Annotated in this window: 21 protein-coding genes and 1 tRNA gene; 13 read left to right on the forward strand and 9 right to left on the reverse strand. The window is 47.7% G+C overall.

Translation table 11 applies throughout. From position 1 onward, the window contains the following. Positions 1-483: 483 nt before the first annotated feature. The 9 genes from DWW90_RS18645 to DWW90_RS18685 all read left to right on the forward strand — a co-directional run bounded on the left by DWW90_RS18645 (position 484) and on the right by DWW90_RS18685 (position 14,109). Positions 484-3,024, forward strand: a complete 2,541-nt coding sequence (locus DWW90_RS18645) for a DUF4493 domain-containing protein (protein ID WP_122346063.1) — start codon at positions 484-486, stop codon at positions 3,022-3,024. Positions 3,025-3,027: 3 nt separating this feature from the next. Continuing rightward, entirely contained in the window at positions 3,028-3,774 is a 747-nt protein-coding gene (locus DWW90_RS18650) for a DUF4493 domain-containing protein (RefSeq protein WP_122346064.1), read from the forward strand. A gap of 11 nt (positions 3,775-3,785) precedes the next feature. After that, positions 3,786-5,096: a DUF4493 domain-containing protein gene (locus tag DWW90_RS18655; protein WP_122346065.1), complete on the forward strand. Its 1,311-nt coding sequence runs from the start codon at positions 3,786-3,788 to the stop codon at positions 5,094-5,096. A gap of 4 nt (positions 5,097-5,100) precedes the next feature. Further along, positions 5,101-7,338 carry a PCMD domain-containing protein gene (locus DWW90_RS18660; protein ID WP_122346066.1) on the forward strand — a complete coding sequence of 746 codons (2,238 nt, stop codon included), beginning with the start codon at positions 5,101-5,103 and terminating at the stop codon, positions 7,336-7,338. 28 nt (positions 7,339-7,366) lie between these two features. Further along, positions 7,367-8,095: a hypothetical protein gene (locus DWW90_RS18665; protein WP_122346067.1), complete on the forward strand. Its 729-nt coding sequence runs from the start codon at positions 7,367-7,369 to the stop codon at positions 8,093-8,095. A gap of 5 nt (positions 8,096-8,100) precedes the next feature. Further along, positions 8,101-9,750: a PCMD domain-containing protein gene (locus tag DWW90_RS18670; RefSeq protein WP_122346068.1), complete on the forward strand. Its 1,650-nt coding sequence runs from the start codon at positions 8,101-8,103 to the stop codon at positions 9,748-9,750. Positions 9,751-9,874: 124 nt separating this feature from the next. After that, complete coding sequence (gene metG / locus DWW90_RS18675; RefSeq protein ID WP_122346069.1) at positions 9,875-11,914, forward strand: methionine--tRNA ligase; 2,040 nt, start codon at positions 9,875-9,877, stop codon at positions 11,912-11,914. A gap of 17 nt (positions 11,915-11,931) precedes the next feature. Then, a complete protein-coding gene (locus DWW90_RS18680) occupies positions 11,932-13,080 on the forward strand; it encodes a DegT/DnrJ/EryC1/StrS aminotransferase family protein (RefSeq protein ID WP_122346070.1) in 1,149 nt (382 codons plus the stop codon). A gap of 9 nt (positions 13,081-13,089) precedes the next feature. Beyond that, entirely contained in the window at positions 13,090-14,109 is a 1,020-nt protein-coding gene (locus DWW90_RS18685) for a Gfo/Idh/MocA family protein (RefSeq protein WP_122346083.1), read from the forward strand. 19 nt (positions 14,110-14,128) lie between these two features. Here the strand turns inward: DWW90_RS18685 and DWW90_RS18690 are convergent, their stop codons facing one another. Then, complete coding sequence (locus tag DWW90_RS18690) at positions 14,129-14,599, reverse strand: Lrp/AsnC family transcriptional regulator (protein WP_115498322.1); 471 nt, start codon at positions 14,597-14,599, stop codon at positions 14,129-14,131. Between the two features lie 175 nt (positions 14,600-14,774). Between DWW90_RS18690 and DWW90_RS18695 the strand changes: the two genes are divergently transcribed. From DWW90_RS18695 to DWW90_RS18705, 3 genes are all read left to right on the forward strand, one after another. Continuing rightward, complete coding sequence (locus DWW90_RS18695; RefSeq protein ID WP_122346071.1) at positions 14,775-16,064, forward strand: O-acetylhomoserine aminocarboxypropyltransferase/cysteine synthase family protein; 1,290 nt, start codon at positions 14,775-14,777, stop codon at positions 16,062-16,064. Between the two features lie 94 nt (positions 16,065-16,158). Then, positions 16,159-16,611: a cupin domain-containing protein gene (locus DWW90_RS18700; RefSeq protein WP_115498324.1), complete on the forward strand. Its 453-nt coding sequence runs from the start codon at positions 16,159-16,161 to the stop codon at positions 16,609-16,611. A 38-nt stretch (positions 16,612-16,649) separates the two neighbouring features. After that, entirely contained in the window at positions 16,650-17,393 is a 744-nt protein-coding gene (locus tag DWW90_RS18705; protein WP_122346072.1) for a DUF5131 family protein, read from the forward strand. On the opposite strand, the gene DWW90_RS18710 is transcribed toward DWW90_RS18705, so the two are convergent. From DWW90_RS18710 to DWW90_RS18720, 3 genes are all read right to left on the reverse strand, one after another. Then, entirely contained in the window at positions 17,380-18,471 is a 1,092-nt protein-coding gene (locus DWW90_RS18710; protein ID WP_122346073.1) for an acyltransferase, read from the reverse strand. The genes DWW90_RS18705 and DWW90_RS18710 overlap by 14 nt on opposite strands. A 72-nt stretch (positions 18,472-18,543) precedes the next feature. Continuing rightward, positions 18,544-18,616: transfer RNA gene (locus DWW90_RS18715), tRNA-Lys, on the reverse strand. Positions 18,617-18,693: 77 nt separating this feature from the next. Then, positions 18,694-19,842, reverse strand: coding sequence for an AI-2E family transporter (locus DWW90_RS18720; protein WP_122346074.1), 1,149 nt, complete (start codon positions 19,840-19,842; stop codon positions 18,694-18,696). Between the two features lie 49 nt (positions 19,843-19,891). On the opposite strand from DWW90_RS18720, the gene dacB reads away from it, so the two are divergent. Continuing rightward, positions 19,892-21,349, forward strand: a complete 1,458-nt coding sequence (gene dacB / locus DWW90_RS18725; RefSeq protein ID WP_122346075.1) for a D-alanyl-D-alanine carboxypeptidase/D-alanyl-D-alanine-endopeptidase — start codon at positions 19,892-19,894, stop codon at positions 21,347-21,349. Here dacB and DWW90_RS18730 read toward each other — a convergent pair whose 3' ends face one another. From DWW90_RS18730 to DWW90_RS18750, 5 genes are all read right to left on the reverse strand, one after another. Next, complete coding sequence (locus DWW90_RS18730) at positions 21,350-22,066, reverse strand: LytTR family DNA-binding domain-containing protein (RefSeq protein WP_122346076.1); 717 nt, start codon at positions 22,064-22,066, stop codon at positions 21,350-21,352. An 83-nt stretch (positions 22,067-22,149) separates the two neighbouring features. Then, the gene (locus DWW90_RS18735) at positions 22,150-23,220 is read right to left on the reverse strand and encodes a sensor histidine kinase (RefSeq protein ID WP_122346084.1); all 1,071 of its coding nucleotides are present in this window, start codon (positions 23,218-23,220) and stop codon (positions 22,150-22,152) included. A 46-nt stretch (positions 23,221-23,266) separates the two neighbouring features. Then, positions 23,267-24,487, reverse strand: coding sequence for an ABC transporter permease (locus DWW90_RS18740; RefSeq protein WP_115498331.1), 1,221 nt, complete (start codon positions 24,485-24,487; stop codon positions 23,267-23,269). 111 nt (positions 24,488-24,598) lie between these two features. Next, entirely contained in the window at positions 24,599-25,339 is a 741-nt protein-coding gene (locus DWW90_RS18745; protein WP_122346085.1) for an ABC transporter ATP-binding protein, read from the reverse strand. A 10-nt stretch (positions 25,340-25,349) separates the two neighbouring features. After that, a complete protein-coding gene (locus DWW90_RS18750) occupies positions 25,350-26,579 on the reverse strand; it encodes an efflux RND transporter periplasmic adaptor subunit (RefSeq protein WP_115498332.1) in 1,230 nt (409 codons plus the stop codon). Between the last annotated feature and the right edge of the window lie 12 nt (positions 26,580-26,591).

Raw genomic sequence — 26,591 nt, forward strand, 5'->3', positions numbered from 1 at the left:
TCGGATGAAATAGAAAAATGGCTAAAATAGGGGTTATTGTAATTTCTCAATTTGCAGAAGGTTCAAAACTCAAAATTATGCCCCCTTCCGTTTTTCCATCTCATAGTAATGGTTTTGGTAAATCATAGTTATGATCCGCCAAAACCATATTGATGGCTATAATCTCAGATCGCCCTATGTTATAGGTTTACATGATGCCAAATTTAGTTATCCCGGCAAGCCGTGGACTTTCCTGTTTTTGGGTGGATACCATAAAAACAGAACACTGTATAATGCTAAATGAGGCCTTTACTTTTGCTGTATTCATTGATTTCTAAAGAAAAGAACACGTAATCGGATAAATAGACCTTGTGGAAATTTGAGGGTTGTTGTTACTTTGCAACGTTTTTTATTAGGGTAATTATATAGATAAAGGGTAATATCACGTATTGATTGTGCTGTTTCAGATTGTATGTATTAAGGTAAAAAAGAGTTACTATACAAATGAAAGAGTATCAATTACGCCAGGGTCTGGGTAAGACCATTGCATTTTCTTTGTGTGTATGGGCGTCGGTTGCAGGATTTTTCTCCTGCGATTCGGACCGTTTGAACGGTGGAGGGAGCACGGGTATGTTGAGCCTGAATCTCGCTGCCGATACTACGAACATCAAGGGTGGCGCTATCTCCACTAAAGCTGGAAATATTTTAGCGGATTTTGAGGATGTGGACAACTATACTGTCCAGGTCTTCCAGGAGAGCGACACGCTGAAAAGCGCTTTGTATAAAGATTTTCCGGAACAGCTGGAAATCAAAGAGGGCTCTTATACGTTGCGCGCCTCTAAGGGTGGAAACCTGCCTGCCGCTTTCGATAATCCTTATTTTGAGGGAAGCACTGATTTTGTCATCAAGAAAGATATGAAGACGTCGCTGGAGGTAACATGCCGGATGGCGAATGCGCGTATCTATACGGAATATACGGAAGATTTCCTGAAAGCATATTCCGATTACAGCGTCTCCTTGAAGACTTCTTATATGGATGGCGCCTTCACGATTGCAAAAGGCGAAACGCGTGGCGCGTATTTGCAGGTGGCAAAGGAGGGAACACCTCTAAGTATTGCGATCTCGTTGATGCGTAAGAACTGGGAAGAACCGAAAGTCTATTCCGTTACGAATCCTTCTATCACGCTGAACCCGAAAGAATCCGTCACACTTAAATTTGCTACGGATGGAAAGACGGGGGACGGACTTGCGCTGTCGATCGAGTTGGACGATTCGATGGAAGATGCCGATCTTGAGTTTGGTATTCCTGATTTTATGTGGAAACCGTTTACGGATTTGCGCATCTGGGCTTGCGGGTTCGAAAATAATGTACCGGTAGATATGAATGTGACGGATGGTTATCAGAATGATTCTTGTACGGTTAAGGCAGAAGTTCCGGGACGTATCAAGGAATGTTGGGTTGTCCGTTTGGAAGATGGTGAAAAGATCGATAGTGTCGATATCGCAACATCTGCAGGTTTGAATACCGCTGAGAAGGATTGGGGGGTGAAGTCTGTTTCTTCTCCGATTGCAGGAGTGAAAGGTATTGAGTTGGATTTGAAAGGTGCATTTAATCAATTGTATGCTTCCGAGAAAGATAAAACTTACGGTTTTAGTGTCTATATTAATGATGCATTGAATGTGATGCATACTTCGGATGTGGTCACAGCTTCCGTGAATCTGGAAGCAGCTAAAGAACCAACTGTCGGTAAATTTGAATTGGCAGTTCCTTCTAAACATTCATTGGAAAAAGATACGGCTATTGCGGTTATGGCAGAGGCGGGAATAAAAACATTAACTCTGAAGGTGAATAAGGATGGTGCTATGCAGGGCCAGTATGATATGCTTTCTGATAATTTACCGGATGGAATCTTTTATGATAAACAAAATCGTAAGATTGTATTCAAGAAGGAATGTTCAAGTAAGTTGGAATCGAAAGAACAAGATGCTTCTACTTATTCTTATGAAGTTTCTGTAACGGATAATTTGGATAAGAAGGTTACTGTGACATCGACTTTGGAAGTAACGCCTGTCTTTACGGTTGTTGTGCCGGAAGGTGGCGTTTGGACAAATAGAGCAACAATACAAGTGGTAGAGGATGTGAAATATTCAAAGTCTTATCAACTGAAAGTTGGAGAGAAATGGCAAGATTATTCTGATGCAACAATTACAGGATTGCAGCCGAATACAACATATACGGTTCGTGCTTTGGTTAATAATTGGCCAACAACGGAGGCAACGTTTACGACAGAGGAAGCTTTCCAGATTCCGGATGGTGGGTTTGATAAGGAATGGACGAAAGATGTGATAGATGCAGTAAGTACAGGGATCGGAGACGCAATAGGATTAATAGGTCGGGATATTGATGTGTGGTATCCGTATAATAAGGATAACAAAGAAGGTTTATTCTGGTCTACCAGTAATCTTGAAACAACAAGTGCAAATACTCAGTGGGGTACGGCTTATTACATCCAATATTCAGGAGTCCGGAATGTAAATAATGCAGCGGAGTTGACTACTGTTGCTTGGGGAGAAGGGAGTACCTTTACTCTATTAGGGGGGGAAATAAAGAATGTTACTCCTGGTTCTTTATTTGCTGCTTCATATGTGGATGGTGAATTAGTAGAAGGACATCCAATTTCTTCCAGACCAGCCAAACTGAAATTCAATTATAAGTATAAACCTTATAAATCTGATAAATTTGTTGTTACTGTTATATTAGAGAATAATACAGAGGGTACTATTGTTGAAAAAACTGTTCAGGTTCCAGATGCAAAGGATTTATTTACTTCATATGAATTAGATTTTAGTTCTTATATAACTGATGAAGCAAAAAATAAAATTAAAGCGGAACGAATAAAAATTTATTTTCGTGCTGGAGTAAATAGTACGAAAAAAGCTGTGCAGGGTGTGAGAGGCTCTGATGGTGCATTAAAAGGTTATGCTGATTCTAAACGCATAGGTAGTGTCTTGACCATCGACGACATCGAACTAATCTACGAATAAAATATGAAAACATTAAACAACATATCAATCTTACTGCTTAGCGTACTCAGTATGCTGGCAGTCTCTTGTCAGAAAGATGAGGTGGAAAACGGGGATATTCCTGAAAACAGCGGACGGTTTTCTTTGCAATCGTTAGGTATTGACGATGAGATACAAGTAGTCGGAACTAAGGCTTTCGGAATGGATGCCAATACATTCATTGTGGAACTTGTCGGCACGGGGGAAGAGAATAAGGATGCGCATCTTACGTTTGAATCTTTTTCCAAACTGAAAGAGCAGGATTATATCACGCTACCCGTCGGTAAATACACCGTGAAAGCCTATTCCCGTGCAAAAGTGGATGGGGGAGTTTATGATGATCCTTATTTCTATGGCGAGAATACGGAAGTGGTGATTCTGGAAAAGAAGATCACGACGGTTCCGGCTATAAACTGTACATTCCAGAGTGTCGCTGTCGATATTAACCTGACGCAGAGTTTCAATGCTCTTTTTGCAGATAATTATCAAATGAAAGTAATAAACGGAGCCGGTAAAGAATGCCTGTTTACAAAGGATAACGCAGGTCATGTTATTTACTTTGATGATGTAGCCGGCGGTTTACGGTTGGAATATACGGTTCAGGCTAAAAGCCAATCAAACGCTTATCCGACTCGTACGAAAGAATTGCAGAAAAGAGGGAACGCTCCCGCACCGAACGATTATTATATAGTTGAGTTTACCGGAGAGGATCCTGATACTAAAGCATTTTAAAAAGAACAATTATGAAAAGAAAGATACATATCCTTTATTTATTCGTGTTTCTGATAGCAGGGCTTACATCCTGTGAAATGAAAGATGATCTGTTTGGAAAGAAGCCGTCCCGCGAAGACCTGCCGAAAGAAGTAGGCGTGCTGGACCTGAAGCTGGACCCACAGAAGGAAATAACGATTACGGGAAACGGAGAAACGAAAGCAACGGACGAAAGTCTGGATGTAAACGATTTCTCTGTAAAGATTCTGGATGAGAACGGCGAAGTGGTGGAAGAATACGCTTCGTATGCCGATATAGACGAGGTCTTGTTGGCTACCGGTAAATATCAGGTGGTTGCGACAAAAGGCGAATTGAAAGATGCTGCCTACGATACGCCTTATTATGAGGGAAAAGACACCTGCACGATCACTTCACAGGAAGTATCTTCGCTGGTTACTCCTTGTGTGTTGAGTAATAAGAAAATCTCAGTTGCTTATACCGACGATTTTCGGGATCGTTTCAAAGACGACTACGAAATCGTGATGACGAACGGAAACGGTGTCCTCACTTTAAAGTCGGACGAAGAGAAGAAGCCGTTCTTCAAAACGACCGACCAGCTTGATTTTACGTTGCATGCAACGACCCGTTCCGGTTTGGAAACGCAATACTTCTGTGATCTTTATACGGATCCGACCGTTAAGGAATATAACAATATTGTCGTATGGCTGGATGTGGCCGAGCCGGACGATCCTGTAGAACCCGATGATCCGGATAATCCGGACGTTCCGGTTGACCCGGAAGATCCGACGGAAACGCCCGACTCTCTGAAACGTCCGGTTATCAAAGTCGATATCCAGTTGGTGGAACGCGAATATACGATTACGATTCCGTCTGATTTCGTCGCTGGTGATGATGGTGGCAGCGGCGGTTCCGGAGATGGAGGTGGGGGAACGACTCCTGCAAAGCCGGTTATTAAGGGAAGCGGGTTCGATTTGGACAGCCCGATTACGCTGACTGATGCAAATGCTTCTACCTTGAAAGTCGTTATCGATATGACATTGCCGACAGGCGTGAAGGCTATGACAGTCAACATATCTTCGGACAATAGTGACTTTACGGGAGCTGTGACAGACATAGGAAATCCTTTTGATATGTTGAATCTGAATAGCCAGCAGTCCGCTCTGTTAGCGCCAGTGAAGTCTGGGCAAAAGACGGTTAAGTTCGATGTCAGCAGCTTTATGTCTTTATTGAAGAACTTTGAAGGGACACATAAGTTCAGAATCTACTTGGAGGATTTGAACGGAACGTCCAATACAAAAACATTAACGATCATAGCGAAATAAGAAGATGGCAAAATATATATTATCCATATTCTTCTCTTTATTGTTGATTGGCTTTGTGTCATGTGATGAAGAGAAGAACACGAATAAAGGGCAAGGATATCTTTATTTGGGTGTAGAGAAGAATGTAACGATGCAGACGAAGGCAGTCGATCCGGTATTGGCTGTCGCTATTCTGAATGCGGCGGAAGATACGGTTAAGTATATTGCCGACTTCGAGAAGGAAAAGGCGGACGAAGGTATTTTGCTGGATGCCGGCACTTATCAGGTGGTCGTGGCTTCCGGCAAGAAAGATTCTGCGGCTTGGGAACTTCCGAATTTCTATGGAAAGACAGAATGTGAGATCAAGACGAATCAGGTAACGTCGGCAAAGGTCACTTGTAAAATAGCCAATACGAAAGTAACGGTCGATTACAGTGACGATTTTAAGAAATACTTTATGGATTACAGTACGACGGTTAGCAACTCGTCCGGCTCTCTTACTTACGTGAAAGGGGAGACGCGTGGCGGTTATTTTGCTCCGGAGACGTTATCGGCCCTGTTAAAACTGACAAATACAGATGGCGAACAGTTCCAGTTGAAGCGTGAATACAAAGATATTCAGGAACGGTATCATTATAAGTTATTTTTCAAATTAAGCGGTGATCCGGATACTCCTGACGATAGCGGTGAGGCTGGCGGTAAGTTTGATGATATAACGGTTGATGAAAGTGCGGATACGGTTGTTGTCTCGATTCCTATTAAGGTGGAAGATTTGGAGAATATCAAGGCTCCTGAGTGTACGCTGGAAGGATTTGGAGAGAATAATAGCTTGGAAGCGAAAGCGGGCGAGTTTGGAAATAGCAGCCTGAAGCTTATCGCATCTTGCGGTATTGAAAAGTTATTAGTGACAATTGAGTCTGATTCTTTGCTTAATCGTTCTGGTTTACCTTCTTCTTTTGACTTGGCAAACCTGGATGCGGAAACAAAAACTTTATTGGAAAGCATTCACTTCCCAATGCCGGAGAATATAAAAGGAGCGAAAGATGAATTGTCTTTTGATTTGACGGAGATGAGCAATGCCTTGGCTTCTTATGATGACAAGATCCAGATGCATCGCTTTACATTTACGGTGAGGGATGCGAAAACGCAGGAACAGAGCGTGTCGTTCTCTTATTCTGTCAAGCCGAACGTAGCGGTTATTACAAAAGATATAGCAGCAATAAATATCTGGTCGACGTTTACTTTCTTTAGCGGAGAAAGCGACAGCAATGATGGTTTGGGCTTTGAATACAAGAAGGTTTCCGATAACGAATGGACTTTGGTTGATGTCGCTTCTAAAAATGCGGATGGGAAAACATTTAGTGTATTTCGTAAAGGTTTGGAACCGAAAACAGCATACGTATATCGTGCCTTCAGTAGTGATCCGGATGGAAACCGCGTTTATGGAAATGAAGTTGAGTTTAAGACGGATTATGCGAATGCGGATGATAATAATAATCCGTTTGTACCGAACTTGAGGTTTGAAGATTGGAGTAAAATAGGAAAATATAGTTGGTCTGCAAATGCAGGCGGAACCGAGGCTTTTTGGGGATCTGGTAATAAAGGCGCTAATACCGCAGCTGCAATCACAGGAGAACATAATCCGACAGCTCCGGAAGAAACTACTATTATCTCTGGTAAGGCTGTTAAGTTGGCGTCAGATGAGGTCTTTAGTGTTTTGGCTGCGGCAAGTTTATATACGGGATATTTTAAAAAAACAGATGGGACGAATGGAATATTAAGCTTTGGACGTCCCTATGTTGGACGCCCTACTCAGTTAACAGGTTTTTATAAATATATTTCCGGTTCGATTAACATTGCTAAATCGGATTGTCCGGATGGAGTAAAGAAGGATGATCCTGATCAATGTCATATTTATGTAGCTCTTTGTACGCAAGAGTATGAAATTAGAACTAAAGCGAGCAATCGGAATCTATTTAAAAATGATGATACGGTATTGGCTTATGGCGAATTGATATCTAAAGAATCTGTAAGTGGTGATGAGAAAAATGGTTATAAAAAATTCGCTATTGACATTAAATATAAACCGGGTAGTGAAAATAAGAAACCAACCCATATTTTAATTGTTGCAACAGCCAGTAAATACGGTGATTATTTTACGGGAAGTACAAGCAGTGTTCTATATCTCGATGAATTTGAACTCAAATACGATTACAACCCCGCCTCCTTCGTCGGCACATCGCTTGAAGGTTTAGGTGAATAACGATACAGTTTTGAACAAATAACAGACAATGAAGCATATATTAATAATGCTATTGCTCGTATGCAGCATACCGGCAATGGCGAGAGGGAACAATTTTGATCGGGGGATAGAACAGAAGACATTTATCCCGAAGGGGCAATGGATGGTTGGAGCATCGTTTTCCTATTCCGAACATACGGACGATAATTTCAAATGGTTGGTAATGGACGATGTGACCAGCACGGGATATACCTTTAAAGTGTCTCCCGTAGTCAGCTATTTTATCCGGGATAATATCGCAATCGGTGGACGTGTCGCTTATTCCCGCGGGCTGACGGATTTGGGAAATCTGTCGCTAAATCTGGGCGATGACCTGAGTTTCGATTTGTCTAACTATAAAGATAAGTCGCACACGGTTTCGGGTTCGTTCTTTATCCGTACCTATTTAAACTTAGGGGATAGCAAACGTTTCGGTTTGTTTAACGAAGCCCGTGTGACTTACGGATATGGACAGAGCAACGTAGAAGACGGGACAGGTGACGAGCTGAAAGGAACGCATCAGATCAAACAGAACCTGAACTTTGGCGTTGCACCCGGTATCACCTGCTTTATCAACAACTATGTTGCGGTTGAGGCGGCAATCGATGTCTTAGGGTTGGACTTCAAGTGGTATGACCAGAAAACCAACCAGGTGGAGACCGGCAAGCGCACCAATAGTGGGGCGAACTTTAAAATCAACCTGCTGTCGATCAATTTAGGTATTACATTCTATATATAAACGCAATGAATTATAAAGTCTATATAAAAGGATGTCTGTTGTCGCTTGTCTGCGCCTTGGCCGGATGTATAGAGAATGATATTCCCTATCCGGTTGTAAAAGCCGAGATACAGGAGATCGAGACGAACGGTTTCGTATCTTCTGCGATCGACAAGGAGATGAGAACCGCCGCTATTTTAGTGGATGATACCGTCGATCTGCGTACGCTTCGCATCACCAAGTTGCGGGTGACGGACGGCACGCTGATTATTCCGGATTCCATGGCTTGCAAGGATGTTGCCCTTTTTCCGGATTCAGGATTCGTGTCGGTCGACAGTCTGCCGTCAACGGTCAATACGCAGATCAATCTGCTGTCGCCGGCTACCTTTGTCTTGCGTATTTATCAAGACTATTCCTGGCAGATATCGGCAAAACTCAATATCCAACGGAAATTCTCGATCAAGGCAGCCGACGGTAGCGATGTGCAGGTCGGAACTCCGATTGTCGACGAAGAGAATCATAAAGTGATTGTCTATGTGAGCAAAGATACGGATTTGGGTAACCTGAAAGTTCTGGAAATGAGATTAGGAAGCTCGATTGCGGTTACGACGCCGGAACCGACGACCGTTACTGACTTCCGCCGTACCCGCTCTTTTGACGTGACGGCCTTTGGCGAGACGGAAACATGGTCTGTCAGTGTCGTTCACTACGAAGGAACCGGCGCAAGCCTTTCCGTATGGGCAAAGCGCGCCTATCTGACCGGTGTGGCAAAAGAAGGAACGAACATTGATATCCAATATCGCCAGAAGGGAGAAGAAACCTGGGATCAGGTCTTCGACGACGAGATCACGTTCAACGAAGACGGAACTTTCTCGGCGGCTATGCGCCATCTGATACCTTCGACCGAATATGAGTATAAAGCGGTAATTGGCTCCCAGACATACGATGTCACGAGCTTTACGACAGACGAAGCCGCCCAGTTGCCAAACTCCGGCTTTGAAGACTGGTGGTTGAACCCGAAAAACATCTGGTTTGTCTATGCCGAAGGCGGAGAGATGTTCTGGGACACAGGAAATACCGGTTCTAACCTGGCCAACAAGAATGTGACAGTCTTCGATGAGTCGAAACCTCATGGCGGCAAACGCTCGATCAAGTTAGCATCGGAAAATGTCATTATCAAGTTTGCAGCCGGAAACCTGTTTGCCGGAGAATATGTAAAAACCGATGGAACCGACGGTATTCTGGATTTCGGACGCCCGTTCACCGCCCGTCCGACAACACTCAAAGGCTGGTTCAAATATACTTGTAAACCGATTTCCCAGATCTCGGATGATCCGGAAGATCAGTTCGAGGATGCCCAAAAAGGCATGAACGACCAGGCGCATATCTACATCGCTTTGGGTGACTGGAACTCGCCGGTACGTATCCAGACAAAGAAGAAGAACCGCCAGCTATTCAGCAAGTCCGATTCGCATATCATCGCTTATCAGGAAATGATCGTAGGAGAAACGGTCGGCGACTGGACGGAATTTAAGCTGAAGTTAGATTACCGCTCGCTGACACGCAAGCCCACTTATATCGTGGTCGTAGCCAGCGCCAGCAAATACGGCGATTATTTCACCGGAGGCGACGGCAGTACGTTATGGCTGGATGATTTGGAACTGATATACGAATAAATAACTGGCAAAAGAAAGCCGCTTGTAAACATCTCTGAATACAGGCGGCTTTTTTATGAAACCAATCTTTTCCGTCTAACCAAATTATTCCTTACCTTTGTGCCTCAAAAAGAGAACACAAGGTATGGAAAAACAGTTTAAGAGAACACTGATTACTACGGCGTTGCCGTATGCGAACGGGCCGGTGCACATCGGTCACCTGGCCGGAGTGTATGTGCCTGCAGATATTTATGCACGCTATCTTCGCCTGAAGGGAGAAGAGGTTCTGATGATTGGTGGATCGGATGAACACGGAGTGCCTATCACGTTGAGAGCGAAGAAAGAAGGCATCACTCCGCAGGATGTGGTTGACCGCTATCATGGCATTATCAAGAAGTCTTTCGAGGATTTCGGTATCACCTTCGATATCTATTCCCGCACGACTTCGGCTACACATCGCCAGGTTGCGTCGGATTTCTTCCGTACCTTATATGACAAAGGCGAATTCATCGAGAAAACGAGCGAACAGTATTATGACGAAGAGGCAAAGCAATTCCTTGCCGACCGCTATATTACCGGAACTTGCCCTCATTGCGGAAACGAAAAAGCCTACGGCGACCAGTGCGAAGCCTGCGGCACATCCCTGAGCCCGACAGACCTTATCAACCCGAAATCCGCGATCAGCGGAAGCCAGCCGGTGATGAAGGAAACCAAACACTGGTATCTGCCTCTCGATAAATGGGAACCGTTCCTGCGCCAGTGGATTCTGGAAGGACACAAGGAATGGAAACCGAATGTCTACGGCCAGTGCAAGAGCTGGTTGGATATGGGCTTGCAGCCCCGCGCCGTGAGCCGCGACCTGGATTGGGGAATCCCCGTGCCGGTGGAAGGAGCTGAAGGCAAAGTGCTGTATGTCTGGTTCGATGCGCCTATCGGATATATTTCCAATACGAAAGAGTTGCTGCCCGAAAGCTGGGAAACCTGGTGGAAAGATCCGGAAACCAAGATGGTTCATTTCATCGGAAAGGATAACATCGTGTTCCACTGCATCGTCTTCCCGGCGATGTTGAAGGCGGAAGGCAGTTTCAACCTGCCGGAAAACGTGCCGGCCAACGAGTTCCTGAACCTCGAAGGCGATAAGATCTCCACTTCCCGCAACTGGGCTGTCTGGTTGAATGAATATCTGGTCGATATGCCGGGCAAGCAGGATGTCCTGCGTTATGTCCTGACCGCCAATGCACCGGAAACGAAGGATAACGATTTCACCTGGAAAGACTTCCAGGCACGCAATAACAACGAGCTGGTTGCTATCTTAGGTAACTTCGTCAACCGCGCACTGGTACTGACTGAGAAGTATTTCGAAGGAAAAGTGCCCGCAGCCGGCGAACTGACCGACTATGACCGCCAGACACTGACAGACTTCGCCAACGTGAAAGCCGACGTAGAGCGTCTGCTGGATACATACCATTTCCGCGACGCCCAGAAGGAAGCCATGAACCTGGCCCGCATAGGTAACAAATATCTGGCCGACACCGAACCCTGGAAGCTGGCTAAGACCGACATGGGACGTGTGGCAACGATCATGAATATCTCCCTGCAGATCACGGCAAACCTGGCGATCGCCTTCGAACCGTTCCTGCCCTTCAGCATGGAGAAACTGAACAAGATGCTGAACGTCGCGCCGTTAGGCTGGAACCGTCTCGGCTCGACCGACCTTCTGGAAGCCGGCCATCAGTTAGGCAAATCCGAACTGCTGTTCGAGAAGATCGAAGACAGTGTGATCGAAGCGCAGGTGCAGAAGCTGCTCGACACCAAGAAAGCAAATGAAGAAGCCAACTACAAGGCAAAGCCGGTTCGCGATAACATCGCCTTCGACGACTTTACGAAGTTAGACATCCGTGTCGGGACGATTCTGGAATGCACAAAGGTGCCTAAAGCGGACAAACTGCTTCAGTTCCGCATCGACGACGGTTTGGAAAAACGTACGATCGTCTCCGGTATCGCCCAGCACTACGCTCCTGAAGATCTTGTCGGTAAGCAGGTTTGCTTCATCGCCAACCTTGCGCCGCGCAAACTGAAAGGTATCGTCTCCGAAGGAATGATACTGTCCGCCGAAGATTTCAACGGAAGCCTCTCCGTAATCATGCCGGAGAAAGCTGTGAAACCCGGCAGCGAAGTGAAATAAACACCTTCGGGAAGAAAATGTTTGAAGAACAGATACAAATGGTTGATTTGCACGGACAATATCTCCGCTTCAAGGAGGAGATAGACGCAGCCATGCAACGTGTGATCGACAATTGTGCCTTCATTAACGGCCCGCAGGTGAAAACCTTTTCAGCGCATTTGGGCGAATATCTCCGGATTCCTTACGTGATTCCTTGCGGAAACGGTACGGATGCGTTGCAGATAGCCCTGATGGCGCTGGAACTCGAGCCGGGCGATGAAGTGATTCTGCCTGCGTTCACCTATATCGCTGCTGCCGAAGTGGTCGCGTTGTTGGGGCTGACGCCTGTGCTGGTCGATGTCGATCCGCGCACATTCAATATCGATCCGCAGAAGATAGAAGCGGCCGTTTCTGAGCGGACAAAGGCGATCATCGCCGTCCACCTCTTCGGACAATCCTGCGAAATGGAGACGATTATGGCCTTGGCCGACGCTTATCATTTGTATGTGATAGAAGATAATGCCCAGTCTATCGGAGCGGAATATACTTTCCCGGACGGACGGGTGCAGAAGGCCGGGACAATCGGCCATATCGGGATTACTTCCTTTTTCCCCTCCAAACCGTTGGCGTGCTATGGCGATGGCGGCGCGTTGATGACCTCGGACGAGGCGTTGGCAACGCGCATCCGCATGATTGCCAATCATGGACAGGAATGTAAATATCATCATAAACGGATTGGCTGCAACTCCCGCTTAGACACGTTGCAGGCCGCTATTCTGGATGTCAAGTTGAAGCATATCACAGCTTTTACCGAAGCCCGCCGGAAGGTTGCCGCCCACTATGACGAGACGCTTACCGCTTGCGAGCAGTTCGTTCTGCCGGCGCGTTCCCCGTTTTCCACTCATGTCTATCACCAATATACGATTCAGGTGAAAGGCGATGGCCGGGATGCACTGCAACGTCTGCTGAAGGAAGAAGGAATCCCTTCGATGGTTTATTACCCGTTGCCTGTGCATCATCAGGAAGCATACAGTTCTATTTCCCGCATCTCCGGCAGTTTAGACGTCGCCACCCGTTTGTGCAAATCCGTCCTTTCCCTGCCCATTCACACCGAGATGCCGATCGAACAACAGCAATACATAACAGAAACCCTCGTAGAGGCGAGTTCCAAACTCGCCCTCAAATAAGATATGATTATGGATAAAAAGATAAAATTCGCAGTAGTCGGTTGTGGCCATATCGGTAAACGTCATGCCGAGATGGTGACCCGCGATCCGGATGCCGAACTGGTAGCCCTTTGTGACATCCGTCCCCGTGAAGAACTGGGTGTCGAAGCCTACGACGTCCCTTTCTTCTCCTCTCTGGCGGAGTTGTTGCAGAGCGGCCTTATGATCGATGTCGTGAATATCTGTACCCCGAACGGCCTGCACGCTGCGATGGCTATCGAAGCTATTCAGGCTGGTTGCCATGTTGTGATCGAGAAGCCGATGGCACTGACGCTTGCCGACGCCGAGAAGGTTGTTTATGCTTCGTTGAAATACCGTAAACAGGTCTTCTGCGTCATGCAGAACCGCTATTCTCCTCCTTCCGTCTGGATCAAGGAAATGGTGGAATCCGGCAAGTTAGGCAAGATATATATGGTTCAGCTGAACTGCTACTGGAACCGCGACGAACGCTATTATAAGCCGGGCGGCTGGCACGGAGATGCCAAGCTGGACGGAGGGACGCTCTTTACCCAGTTCTCCCATTTCATCGATATCATGTACTGGCTTTTCGGGGATATCTGCAACATTCAGGCCCGTTTTGCCGACTTCAACCATGCCGGGCTGACCGCTTTTGAGGATTCCGGCTTCGTGAACTTCAATTTTGTGAACGGCGGGATGGGAAGCCTGAGCTATTCCACTTCCGTCTGGAACAAGAACATGGAAAGCAGCATGCTGATCGTTGCGGAGAACGGCAGCGTGAAAATCGGTGGGCAGTATATGAATGAAGTGGAATACTGCCATGTCAAAGACTACGAAATGCCCGAGTTGGCGCCGACCAATCCGGGAAATGACTACGGCCCTTACAAAGGTTCCGCCCAGAATCACAACTTTGTGATCCGCAACGTGGTGCGTGTCCTTTCCGGCGCCGACGCCGAATGCATCACGACCAACGTGCTGGAAGGCATGAAAGTGGTGGACATCATCCAACGCATTTATGCGTTGAAGAAATAGGCGGGAGAGTGTTCTCCCGTCAGATATGTATCCCGTATTGATGTTTCACTTCGGCCATTACAAATGTGCTTTCGAGGGAGCCGAGGCTGTCGATTGTTCCTAATACGTTCAGGATAAATTCCTGGTAGTACTTCATATTGGGCGCATGTATTTTGAGCAGGTAATCATAGCGGCCCGATATATTGTAGCATTCCGTTACTTCCGGAATGTCTTGTACGATTCTTGTAAACTCGGCGGCGATCTCCTTGTTCAACCTTCTGAGCTTTACGCTGCAAAACACCACAAAACCCTGGTTCAGCTTTTCCGCATCCAGCACGGCAATGTACTTCTTTATATATCCTCCGTTTTCAAGACGTTTCAGGCGTTCGAAGACGGGGGTTGATGAAAGGCTGACGCTTGCCGCCAGCTCTTTTGTCGTCAGCCGGGCATTGCTTTGCAGGGTTCGCAGGATCTGCAGGTCCACTTTGTCTAATTTCTCCGGTGTGTTCATAAGAATAAAATTCTATTGAGAGCTACTTTCAGCACGTTGTGCCTTACGCTTGTTCTGTTTGATACGGTAAAAATAGTATTATTTTCTGTATTTCGTACAAATCTTGTTTGAAGTATCCATAGTCTATAGCTTTGCTGGAAAATAAACAAGAAGAACAATTTAAAAGAATAAGACTATGGCAACAAAGAAATTGCATTTTGAGACTTTACAACTCCATGTCGGACAAGAGCAGCCGGACCCCGCAACAGATGCGCGTGCAGTCCCTATTTATCAGACAACTTCCTATGTGTTCCACGATTCGCAGCATGCGGCAGACCGTTTCGGTCTTCGCGACGCGGGAAATATCTATGGCCGCCTGACCAACTCGACACAAGACGTTTTCGAAACACGTGTAGCGGCTCTTGAAGGAGGTGTCGCCGGCTTAGCTGTAGCTTCCGGTGCGGCTGCCGTTACCTATGCGTTGCAAAATATACTGCGTGCAGGCGATCATATTGTTGCAGCCGATAATCTTTACGGCGGCTCTTTCAACCTGATCACGCATACGTTAATCGGTCAGGGCATAAGTAATACGATTGTCAACGTAAACGACCTTGACGCTTTGGAGTCTGCTATCCGGGAGAATACGAAGGCCGTTTATGTGGAAACATTCGGCAACCCGAACTCCGATGTGACCAATATCGATGCTGTGGCGGAAGTGGCTCATCGTCATCATATCCCGTTGATTGTCGATAACACTTTCGGCACGCCGTATCTAATCCGTCCGATCGAGCACGGTGCCGACATTGTGGTCCATTCTGCGACCAAGTTTATCGGCGGTCACGGTACGAGCTTGGGAGGCGTGATTGTCGATAGCGGTAATTTCGACTGGAAAGCGAATGCGGACAAGTTCCCGACATTGGCCCAGCCGGACCCGAGTTATCACGGCGCCGTTTTTGCGGATGTAGCCGGCCCGGCAGCTTTTGTGACCCGCATCCGTGCCGTCATCCTGCGTGATACGGGGGCGACTATTTCTCCATTCAACGCTTTTATCCTGTTGCAAGGTTTGGAAACATTGTCGCTTCGTGTGGAACGGCATGTCGAAAATGCCTTAAAAGTCGTAGATTACCTGTCCCGCCACCCCAAAGTGTCAAAAGTGAACCATCCGTCCCTTCCGTCCCATCCCGACCATGAGCTGTACAAGAAATATTTCCCTAAAGGCGCCGGCAGCATCTTTACCTTCGAGATTAAAGGCGGACAGGAAGCTGCCTGGAAGTTTATCGATTCATTAGAAATCTTCTCTCTTCTTGCCAATGTCGCCGATGTGAAGAGCCTCGTCATTCACCCTTATACGACCACCCATTCGCAGATGACCCCGGAAGAACTGGCCGGACAACGCATCACGCCTTCCACTGTGCGCCTGAGTATCGGAACCGAATATATCGACGACATCATTGACGATTTGGAACAGGCGTTTGCCCAAATCTGATAAAAGATATAATAATTTGCTACATTTGCAAATGTCCGACTCAGATTAACCTCTATGGATGGATATGTAGTGCAATATATAAAATATTAGAGCAATGAAGAATGTAGAACAAATTACAAAAGGCAAAGGCTATACCGCCATTGATATGGGTGCGCTGGATCGTGTCGGAGAGTATTCTCTTATTCATCCGAAGTTGAAAACCGAGATATTCGGGAAGCTGTTCCTGAAAGATCTTACGGGAGCTACCGGAACGGAGATCTCATTCAATACTCTGCCACCCCATGCAGAAGTTCCCTACTTTCATCGCCATGCTGATAACGAAGAGACTTATATCATCCTTAAAGGCAATGGCGACTTCCAGATAGACGATGATTGCTTTCCCATTTGTGAAGGCTCGGTTATCCGTGTTGCACCTGCACCTTCGAGGGGCATGAGGAATTCGTCTGATGAACCGATGATCTATATGGTCATCCAATCCAAAGAAAACTCTTTGGGTAATTACTCCACTGAAGACGGTACGAGAACCGAATGGAACCCGAAGTGGTAATATAGAAGTTGTCAGGTCGATCGCTAAACAGTAACACTATGCCGGCGAATGCTATCGTCAAGAAATCCGCCCTGTGGAATCCGTGGCACGGCTGTCACAAGTTGAGTGAGGGCTGCATGCATTGCTATGTCTATCGGGGAGATGCAAGAAGAGAGGTGGACAGTACTGTAGTGACACAGACCAAGAGTTTTGATGTACCTATCCGCCGAAAGCGTAACGGGGAATATAAAATCCCGTCCGGGACATTGGTCTATACCTGTTTCACTTCCGATTTCTTTGTCAGCGACGCCGATGAATGGCGTTCCGATGCCTGGGAGATGATACGGCAGCGCAGTGACTTGAACTTCATGATGATTACCAAACGGATCGACCGCCTTGCCCAATGTCTGCCGGATGATTGGGGAGACGGATACGACAATGTGACCATCTGCTGCACAGTCGAGAATCAGTCCCGTGCCAATTATCGTTTGCCGATTTACCGCACTTCTCCCATCAAGCATAAGATTATCATCTGTGAGCCGTTGCTGGAGCGGATTGATCTCACCCCTTTCCGCATAGGCGAATGGGTGGAACAGGTTGTCGTCGGAGGTGAATCAGGCTATGATGTCCGTCCCTGCGATTTCGACTGGGTAATGGAACTTCATGATGTTTGCGCAAAAAACGGCATCTCGTTCTGGTTTAAGCAGACCGGGGCAAAGTTTATCAAAGATGGCAAACTCTATCACGTCAAACGCCAATTCCAGCACTCGCAGGCACGGAAGGCGGGGATTAATCTCCTATAATCCATCTACTGCCCGGTATATACGAGAGAATCTTGGTCGTTACGAAACAGCAAATAAAGGTACTGACAGCAATACAGGGTATGGCGGCAACAGTAGGCAATCCTAATGTATGCTTGAATACTGTTACCCATAGCCCGAGCCAGAATATGTGCATAAGGTATATGCCATAACTGAGTTTTGATAATTCCGTTATGAGTCGTGGGGCTTTCGGCCGGCTTATGCATGTAAACATAAGGAATGTGCCCGTTGTGAGAATCACACAGTTAATTGTGCAGAAAGCCCATCCTATCTCTATAACAGGAGTGGTAAGGGTTTCTCCGGGTATAGCCTGGATATAGAACGAATAGATGGTCGATGCAGCTCCGATAAGCATTAAAACGGTTCCTATAGCGAGGCGTTTTGTACGATCCCATGTAAGGTGCACACGTATGTAGTGCGCCAATACGAGGTATCCTAAATAACCGGAGAAATACCACAACATATGGTATTCGTTCCAAAAACATTGTCCCCATACTTCACCGGACCATCGGTTGAGATACGGCATGCATGTCGATAAGAGGAACAGCCCTATGAAGAAACGTTCTTCTTTTGCTGTGGCTTTGCTCAGCCATGGAGAGATTATAGGGATGAAGAGATACAGACTGATCAAAGGATACATGAACCACAGATGTCCGGCCAGCGAAGGAAAGTTCAGTAATATTCGCGACAGGTCGGTTAAGGATGTATCCCTGTCTATCTGTCCCCATAGCAGAGGCAGCGTGCTATACAGTATCATGAATATGAAAAACGGCGGCAGGATGCGGGTGAAACGCCGGCGGTAGAATTGCCACATACTTTGTTCTTCCTTCATCGGTACAAGAAGAAAGGCGGAAACAATCATGAACAGAGGAACTGCCATGCGTGAGAAACCGTCGTACACGGAAACCCAGAGCCGGTCGGCCTCGTTGGCCAAATAGGATTGCGGTCCCGCCATGTCTGTAGATCCGGCTGCACCATAAAAGTTCTCACTGGCATGGACGACAATGACGAGGAAGCATGCGAACACGCGCACATAGTCTAAAAAAACGATACGTTTCATTTTTGTAACTGTCTTATAAGGTAACAAATAAAAAAAGGCTTGGAGATAAGTCTCTAAGCCTTTAAGTTTGAGTGAACCGCCTGGGGTTCGAACCCAGGACCCCATCCTTAAAAGGGATGTGCTCTACCTGCTGAGCTAGCGATTCATCCTGTGCGTTACTTCTGTAATGCGGGTGCAAAGGTAGGGCTTTTTTTTATATATGCAACACTTCAGGTGAGTTTTTTACTCATCGGGTGTCGTTTTTCTCTTTTGAGCCTTTGATATCTCGTTCTTTTCCGTGAGTGAATGATCATCTTCCATCAGTATAAAACGTTTATAATAAGAGAGAAAGAGTGTCGTTAGGGGAAGTGCTATGATCAGGCCTATAAATCCGAGCAAAGTACCCCATATGGATAAAGACAGAAGAATGATGGCGGGATTCAATCCCATGGCCTTTCCCATGATACGGGGGGTGAGGAATAGATCCTGTATGCATTGTACGATACCGAGGACAAGGATGCCTGAGCCGAAGATTATCCAGAAGTTATCACCTGTTTCGGCAGACTTGAGGAGACTGAGCAATATCATCGGGATGATGCCGATGGTCTGCATGTACGGAATCAGATTCAGGACACCGATGAACAATCCTAAGATGACTGCCAGCGGGAAACCGACAATCCTGAATCCGATAGCCAGCAGAACCCCGACACTGAGCGCAATCAGTGACTGGCCGCGGAAATAACGGTTCATACTGTATTCGACATCGTCAGCCAAGCCTTGCACGAAAGGCCGGTAGCGTTCCGGGATCAGGTGAACCCAGCCGCTTGCTATCCGTTCGTAATCCAGCAGGATAAAGATGAAATAGAGAAAAATTACAAAGACAATTGTGATGCTGAAAAGTATGGAAAAAGTGTTGGTCAACACCACCCACATTTTCGGTGCGATCTGTTTGACGGCTTTCTCAATATTCTCCTTACTCAGCAGTTGGGCCAACTGGTCGGGGTCGATGTTTTTCTCGATATATTCGGTCCAAGCCTGCGGGATCATCGGAATACGTCCGTAGTTCCGGTTATGTTCTTGCATTAGTTCAACGGTCCTGTTAACCTCCTGTGTGACGGAAGGAACGACCAATACAGTGACTAACGATAAAATAAGAAGTGTGGAGATGAGTACAGCCAGAATAGATAATAACCGGCTTTTCAGCTTTACTTTATATTGGAAAAAACGGACAAATGGTTGCATCATATAGGCCAGCAGCCAGGCTATCAGGAAAGGCAACAAAGCATTACGCAGGACAGCAATCAGATAGATGATACCACTGATCACGGCGAGGCCGAAAAGGATACGCGCCACCCTGTCGAATGTAAACGGTTTATCGAATAGTGGGTTCATATATAATTATTATCTTTGGGCAAAGATAAAATAAAGTCTAATAGAAAGGATGATACGAAACAAAATATTACCGATTTGCCTGTTCTTTTGTTTTCAGCTGTTGGCAGAAGCGCAAGTACCCGTGCCTGTTAAACAATTGCTGCAGGCCCCTTATATGCAGGGTGCTTCTTTTTCACTGATTGTAAAAGACGTGAAGGAAGGCAAAACAGTTTATAGTTATGATACCGACCGCCTGCTTTCTCCGGCATCGGTTTTGAAGACTGTTACTACAGCTACGGCGCTCGAGATATTGGGGGAAGACTATCGCTATCCGACTTCACTGGAATATGATGGGACACTGCAAGATGGTGTTTTGCACGGTAATCTGTATATAAAGGGAAGCGGTGACCCCTCTTTGGGCTCTTCACATTTCGCTCCGGAGCAAAACAAGTTCCTGGCTACCTGGATCGCTGCTTTGCAGAAAGCGGGTATCAAACAGATTACGGGTTCCGTTATTTCGGATGAAAGCATTTTCGATACGGAAGGCATCTCTATCAAATGGCTTCGGGAAGATATGGGAAACTATTATGCCGCCGGTAGCTATGGCATCTCTGTTTTCGATAACCTGTATAAGCTGTCTTTGCAGACCGGTCCTGCCGGGACACAGCCTTCCGTAAAGGGAACGGACCCGGATATTCCCTCTATCTGTTTTAAGAATTACCTGAAAGCCCTTTCCGTCTCTTCGGACAGCGCCTATATCATAGGCTCGCCGTTTGACAATGTGCGTTATTTATATGGAGTCCTCCCTGCCAACCGTGAGCAATATGTGTTGAAAGGGGATATCCCTGATCCGGCCTTGTTTATGGCAGAATACCTGACTGCCCGGTTGCGTCAGAAAGGAATCCGGGTGGATGGAGCTCCTTCCTGCTATCGTATGGAAATGGAACAGAACCGGTGGAAGAAACAAGAACGTACCCATGTGGTCACCACTTATTCGCCTACTTTGGGGGAGATCGCAAGCGTATGTAACCATGTCAGCCATAATCTGTTTGCGGATGCCTTACTCAAAACCGTCGGTTTGCAGTATAAGCCTCGCCGGAATGAAGTGATTTCTTCTTTTGGCCGTGGCGTACAGGTGGTAAAGGAATATTGGGAGAAGAAAGGATTGGACGTTTTTCTGTTGAAGATGCATGACGGCTGCGGTGCTGCTCCCGCGGATAAGGTCTCTGCCGCGTTTATCGGGGAACTGTTGGTCTATATGGCTACGCAGTCTGACGTATCCGATGCTTTCATCGCTTCGCTTCCGCAAGCCGGGGTGGAAGGTTCCGTCCGTAATCTGTTAAAAGGGACGAAGCTGCAAGGAAATGCCCGCCTGAAGAGTGGAGGCATGACCGGAGTCCGGAGTTATGCCGGCTATATCACCAAAGACGGAAAGACGTATGCCGTCGCCGTCTTCTCGAATAACTACTCATGCAGTATGGGGCAGATGACCAAAGGCCTGGAGAAACTCCTGTTGCAGCTCTTCTGATTACGGAAGCAGTGACCGCTGGGCGAGGAAATCCATGAACTTCTGTTTGTAGTTGTCGGAGATCGGGATGTATTCTTTGCCGAACACAATCCGGTTCCGTTCGATCACCCTGATTTTTTCCGGCTGGACGATGAAGGAACGGTGTACGCGGATGAAACGGTCTGTCGGAAGCATTTCTTCCAGCGACTTCATGCTCATCAGGGAGAGAACAGGATGCGCTTCATCCTCGATGTAAATCTTGACATAATCCTTCAACCCCTCGATATAGAGTATCTTGCGCAGTTCGATCTGAACCAATTTGTATTCCGTCTTGATAAAGATCGATTCGATACTCGTTGTCGTAGGGGCGGTTCGCGCCAACTCATACCATTGCAGCGCCTTGTTGGCCGCCTTGAGGAAATCCGGGTAACTGATCGGCTTCAACAGATAATCGAGCGCATTCACCTTATAGCTGTCGAGTGCATATTGCCCGAAAGCCGTCGTAAAGATGATACGGGTATTGGCCTCCAGTATGCGCGAGAACTCCATACCGCTCAATTCCGGCATCTGGATATCCAGGAAAAGCAGATCGACAGGTTCCTTGCTGAGTACGGGAAGTGCGTTGACGGCGCTATTATATTTCCCCGCCAACTCAAGGAAAGGCGTCTTGTTCACATAGCTTTCCAAAAGGCTGATCGCCAGTGGTTCGTCGTCGATGATGGCACAGGTCAGTTTCATATGCGGTTATCTGTTAGATGATGCAAGCAAAAGTAAGCAAAATCCTGTAACCCCGTCACATCCACCCCATGAATTATGTCATATCATTGATCGATGAGGGGAGACGCCTGCAGTTCCAGCAAGCTGTGGTAGTTGTCGTCCTCTGCCTTGCACGAGAAGATATGGCGGTTGGGATACAGCAACTCCAGCCGGCGGCGGAGGTTCTGCAGGCCGATGCCGGAACCGCTCTTGTCCTGGTTGGTATCTTTCGGGAAATAGCTGTTGCGGATGGAGCAGATGATCCGCTCGCCCTCCTGATGGATGTCCAGATCGATGAAAGACGGTTTGTTATTGCTCACCCCATGCTTGAACGCATTCTCGATCAGCGAGATGAAAAGGAGCGGAGCTACGGGTGTTGACGGATTGACGGATGAGATGGCAGTGGTCAACCGGGCATGTTCCGGCAGGCGGATACGCATCAACTCCACATAATTACGGATAAAATCGAGCTCTTTCTCTAACGGCACGACAGGCTGGCTGCTCTCATAGAGGACGTAACGCAAGAGGCGGCTCAGGTCGTGCACCGCCTCCTGTGCCCGTTCGGGGCTGAAAGCGATCAGGCTATAGATATTATTCAGTGTGTTGAACAGGAAATGCGGGTTCAGCTGGCTCTTCAGGTTCTGCAGTTCGGCTTCGGCACGGCTCTTCTCCAATTCCCGCCGGGCGGTTTCGGTCTGATACCAGCTCCCTGTCATTTTGATCGCGACGCTTAGTCCTGCTACAAGCAGATATAACATGGCATTCACGATGAAGAAACCGATGATCTCCTGTATCTCTTTCTCCGGTCTGGGATGCGTCCATTCCGGATGCGGAAGCAATTCGAACATCAGATGGACACCGCCCATTGCAGCGGCTATTAATACGATATTGCTGAGGAAGAATTTCCATGTATGCTTGGTGAACAGAAAATGATCGATCAACAGGAAATAGTTGGCATAGAACACCAGCATGAACGACAGCGGAACGATGACGGAGCGGACGTAGCTGATAACAGTCACCGTTTGCGACTCCCGGCCTGTAAAGAAGAAGGGTAGCCCGAAGAGGATACCCCAGGCTACGATATGTATCAATTTTCCCATCCCTTTAAAAGGGGGAGCCGGCAGTGTATTATGCATTGTCTCCGTAGTTTTCATTTGTGCAAAGATACGTTTTATTTGCATTCTATTCATATCGGATCGCCTCTATCGGGTCGAGTTGTGCAGCCTTCTTAGCCGGGTACCAGCCGAAGAATACGCCGGTGACGGTACATACGGCAAACGACAGGACCACGCTCCAGGGCTGGATGTAGATTGGAAAGTGGGCGACCCCGTTCACAATGAGCGCTGCGCCCACTCCAAAGACTACACCTATCAAACCGCCTGTCACACTGATCAGGATAGACTCGATCAGAAACTGTGCCAGGATGTCAATGCCTTTTGCCCCGATACTCATGCGGAGGCCTATTTCACGTGTACGTTCGGTGACGCTGACGTACATGATGTTCATAATTCCAATACCACCTACGAGAAGAGAAATACCCGCCACAGCCGCCAACAGCACGGTCATCATATCCGTAGTACTTGTCAACATCGTGCTCAACTCCTGCTGGCTACGGATCGTAAAATCATCATCATCTGTATCCTTCAACTTATGGTTGCGGCGGAGTATCTCTGTTATCTCGTCGATGGCCTGGTCGGTATATTCCTCTTTGAGGGCCGAACAGGTAATGCCTTGCAAATGGGTAATGGCCAGGACCTTTTTCTGAATAGTTGTGTATGGAGCTAAGATTAGGTCGTCCTGGTCCATTCCCATGCTGTTGTATCCTTTGCTTTCCAGCACGCCTACGATGCGGAAAGGCAGACTCTTGAATCGTATCACTTTGCCGACCGGATTGCCCCCTTCGGGGAAGAGGTTGTCGACAACGGTTTTCCCTACTACACATACCTTGGCGGCGGTTTGCACGTCCTGGTCACTGAACATCTCGCCGTCCTGCACCTTGTAGCGGCGGATCTCGAGATAGTCGGAACTGATACCGTAGACGGTGGTCGGCGCGTTGTTGGCTCCGTAGATAGCCTGCCCGCTACTGCTGACAGAAGGGGAGACGGCGGAGACATAGCGGGTTTCGTCGGCTATGTCTTCATAATCCTGTAACTTCAGCGTTTCCATGGCTGAGGCATCCTGGCGGACACCGCCACGCACGTCGGCTCCGGGATGTATCATGATCATGTTGGAACCCATTTCGCTGATCTGTGCCTGTATGCTTCGCTTCGAACCTTGTCCGATGGCAAGCATCGTGATCACGGATGCAACGCCGATAATGATACCCAGCATCGTAAGGAAGCCGCGCAGCTTGTTATTGGCGAGTGCCCGGAGGGCTATTTTTATTAGGTTTGTTCCGTTCATTGTGAATAATGTGTTAATTTGCCAATGTGCCAATGTGTTAATGTGCTATAGCCGTATTGCCTTTTGTGATTTCATATTGGCATATTGGCACATTTGCACATTGAATAATTATTAATCATCGTTCTTTGGTAGTTTTGCCAAAGCTTCAGCTGCGTCTTGGATATTCGTATTGACCGTGTCGGAGGTGACATGCCCGTCGCGCAGCGTGATGTTGCGGCTACTGTATTGGGCGATCTCCGGGTTGTGGGTCACGAATATGATGGTACGTCCTTCGGCATGAAGTCTCTGGAAGAGTACCAGGATGTCGAACGAGGTCCGGGTATCGAGGTTACCGGTCGCTTCGTCCGCCAGGATCACGGCAGGGTCGTTGACCAGTGCACGGGCGATGGCGACGCGTTGCATCTGTCCGCCGGACATCTGGTTGCTCTTGTGCATCAGGCGGTCGCCCAGGCCTACGGCTATCAGCGATTCGATTGCCTTTTCACGGCGGGCGGCTGCGCTGTAGTTGGGGTTGTACATCAGGGGCAGTTCTACATTCTCGATCGCTGTCGTTTTCGGCAACAGGTTGTAGCTCTGAAAGACGAATCCGATCTTGCGGTTGCGCAGGGTCGCACGGGAGTTTTTCCCCATCGTACGGACCGATACGCCGTCGAGGTAGTATTCTCCGCTGGTCGGCGTGTCGAGGCAACCTAACGTGTTCAGCAAAGTACTCTTGCCGGAGCCGGATGTCCCCATGATGGTGACAAACTCGCCTTCGTAGATCGTGAAGGAGACGCCGCGCAGGGCATGGACGGTCTCGTCGCCGACCTTGAAGTCACGTTTGATGTTTTCTAATTTGATTATCTCTTTCATCATGATTCTCCTACTTTGCACTCTTCTTGTTTTTATTGCTTCCCGGAGGGCCTGGCATGAAAGGGCTGCGTTCCGTTTCGGCACTGGCGGTCGGGGCGGCGGAGGCTGCTTCGAGGTCTACAGCCAGCTCTTCGCCTTCATTGAGGCCGTCGGTTATCTCGATCATGTTGCCGCTGGTGGAACCGACGGTGACAAGCTTCGGCTTCAGTTCCTGTCCGTTCTTGATCCATACCATTCGCTTGCCGGTCGGGGCTTCCATGTTTGCATCGGATACGACGTAACCTAATTGGGCCAACATCTCTGCATCCGGCACGAAACGGAGCGATTTGGTCGGAACGGTGAGGACATTGTCGCGTTCCAGCGTGAAGATCGTCACATTGGCTGTCAGGCGCGGTTTCAACTTCAGGTCCGGGTTTTCGGCCGAGATGACTACTTCATAGGTCACAACCGTTGATGTGGAGGTCGAAGCGGAACTGCTGCTCTCGCTGTCGCCGAGGCGGATCTGGGTGACTGTCCCTTCGAAGACATCGTTCGGATAGGCATCGACGGTGAAGGAGACGCGTTGTCCGTTCTCGACATTGCCTATATCGGCTTCATCCACATCGGCGATCACCTGCATCTTGGTCAGGTCGGCGGCGATGGTGAACAGGGTCGGTGTCTCGAATCCTGCTGCAACGGTCTGTCCTTCTTCAACGGCACGATTGATGACAACGCCGTCTATCGGGCTGGTAATGGTTGCGTATTCGAGGTTACGGTTCACCTTGACCATGGAAGCCTGGTTCTGTTCGTAAGCGGCTTTTGCTTTCTCGTAGTTGTAAGTCGCGGTCTCGTAGTCGGAGTCGCTGATCAGCTTCTTTTCATAGAGGACCTTGTTGCGGGCATAGTTCTTTTGCTGGTATTCATACTCGCATTTACTGCTTGCCAACTGTGCCTGGGCGGAGGCGAGTTCGGCTTTCAGGTTGACCTTGTCCATTTCGGCGATCAACTGTCCTGCCTTTACCACGTCGTTGTAATCCGCATACAGTTTGTCGATGATGCCGGATACCTGCGTACCGACTTCCACTTCTGTTACCGGTTCGACTGTTCCGGTTGCTGTCACCGTGTTCGAGATGGAACTACGGCCCACTTTGGCAGTCTCGAGTCTGATGCCGCCTTTCGACGATTTACCGGTGAAGAACCAGATGCCTCCGGCTACGACCAGTACGCCTACTATACCGATGATTAGTTTCTTCTTGTTCATATCCTTGTCTGT

Origin of the sequence: Parabacteroides sp. AF17-28 (genome assembly GCF_003479205.1) — a bacterium.
Classification (GTDB): domain Bacteria; phylum Bacteroidota; class Bacteroidia; order Bacteroidales; family Tannerellaceae; genus Parabacteroides; species Parabacteroides acidifaciens.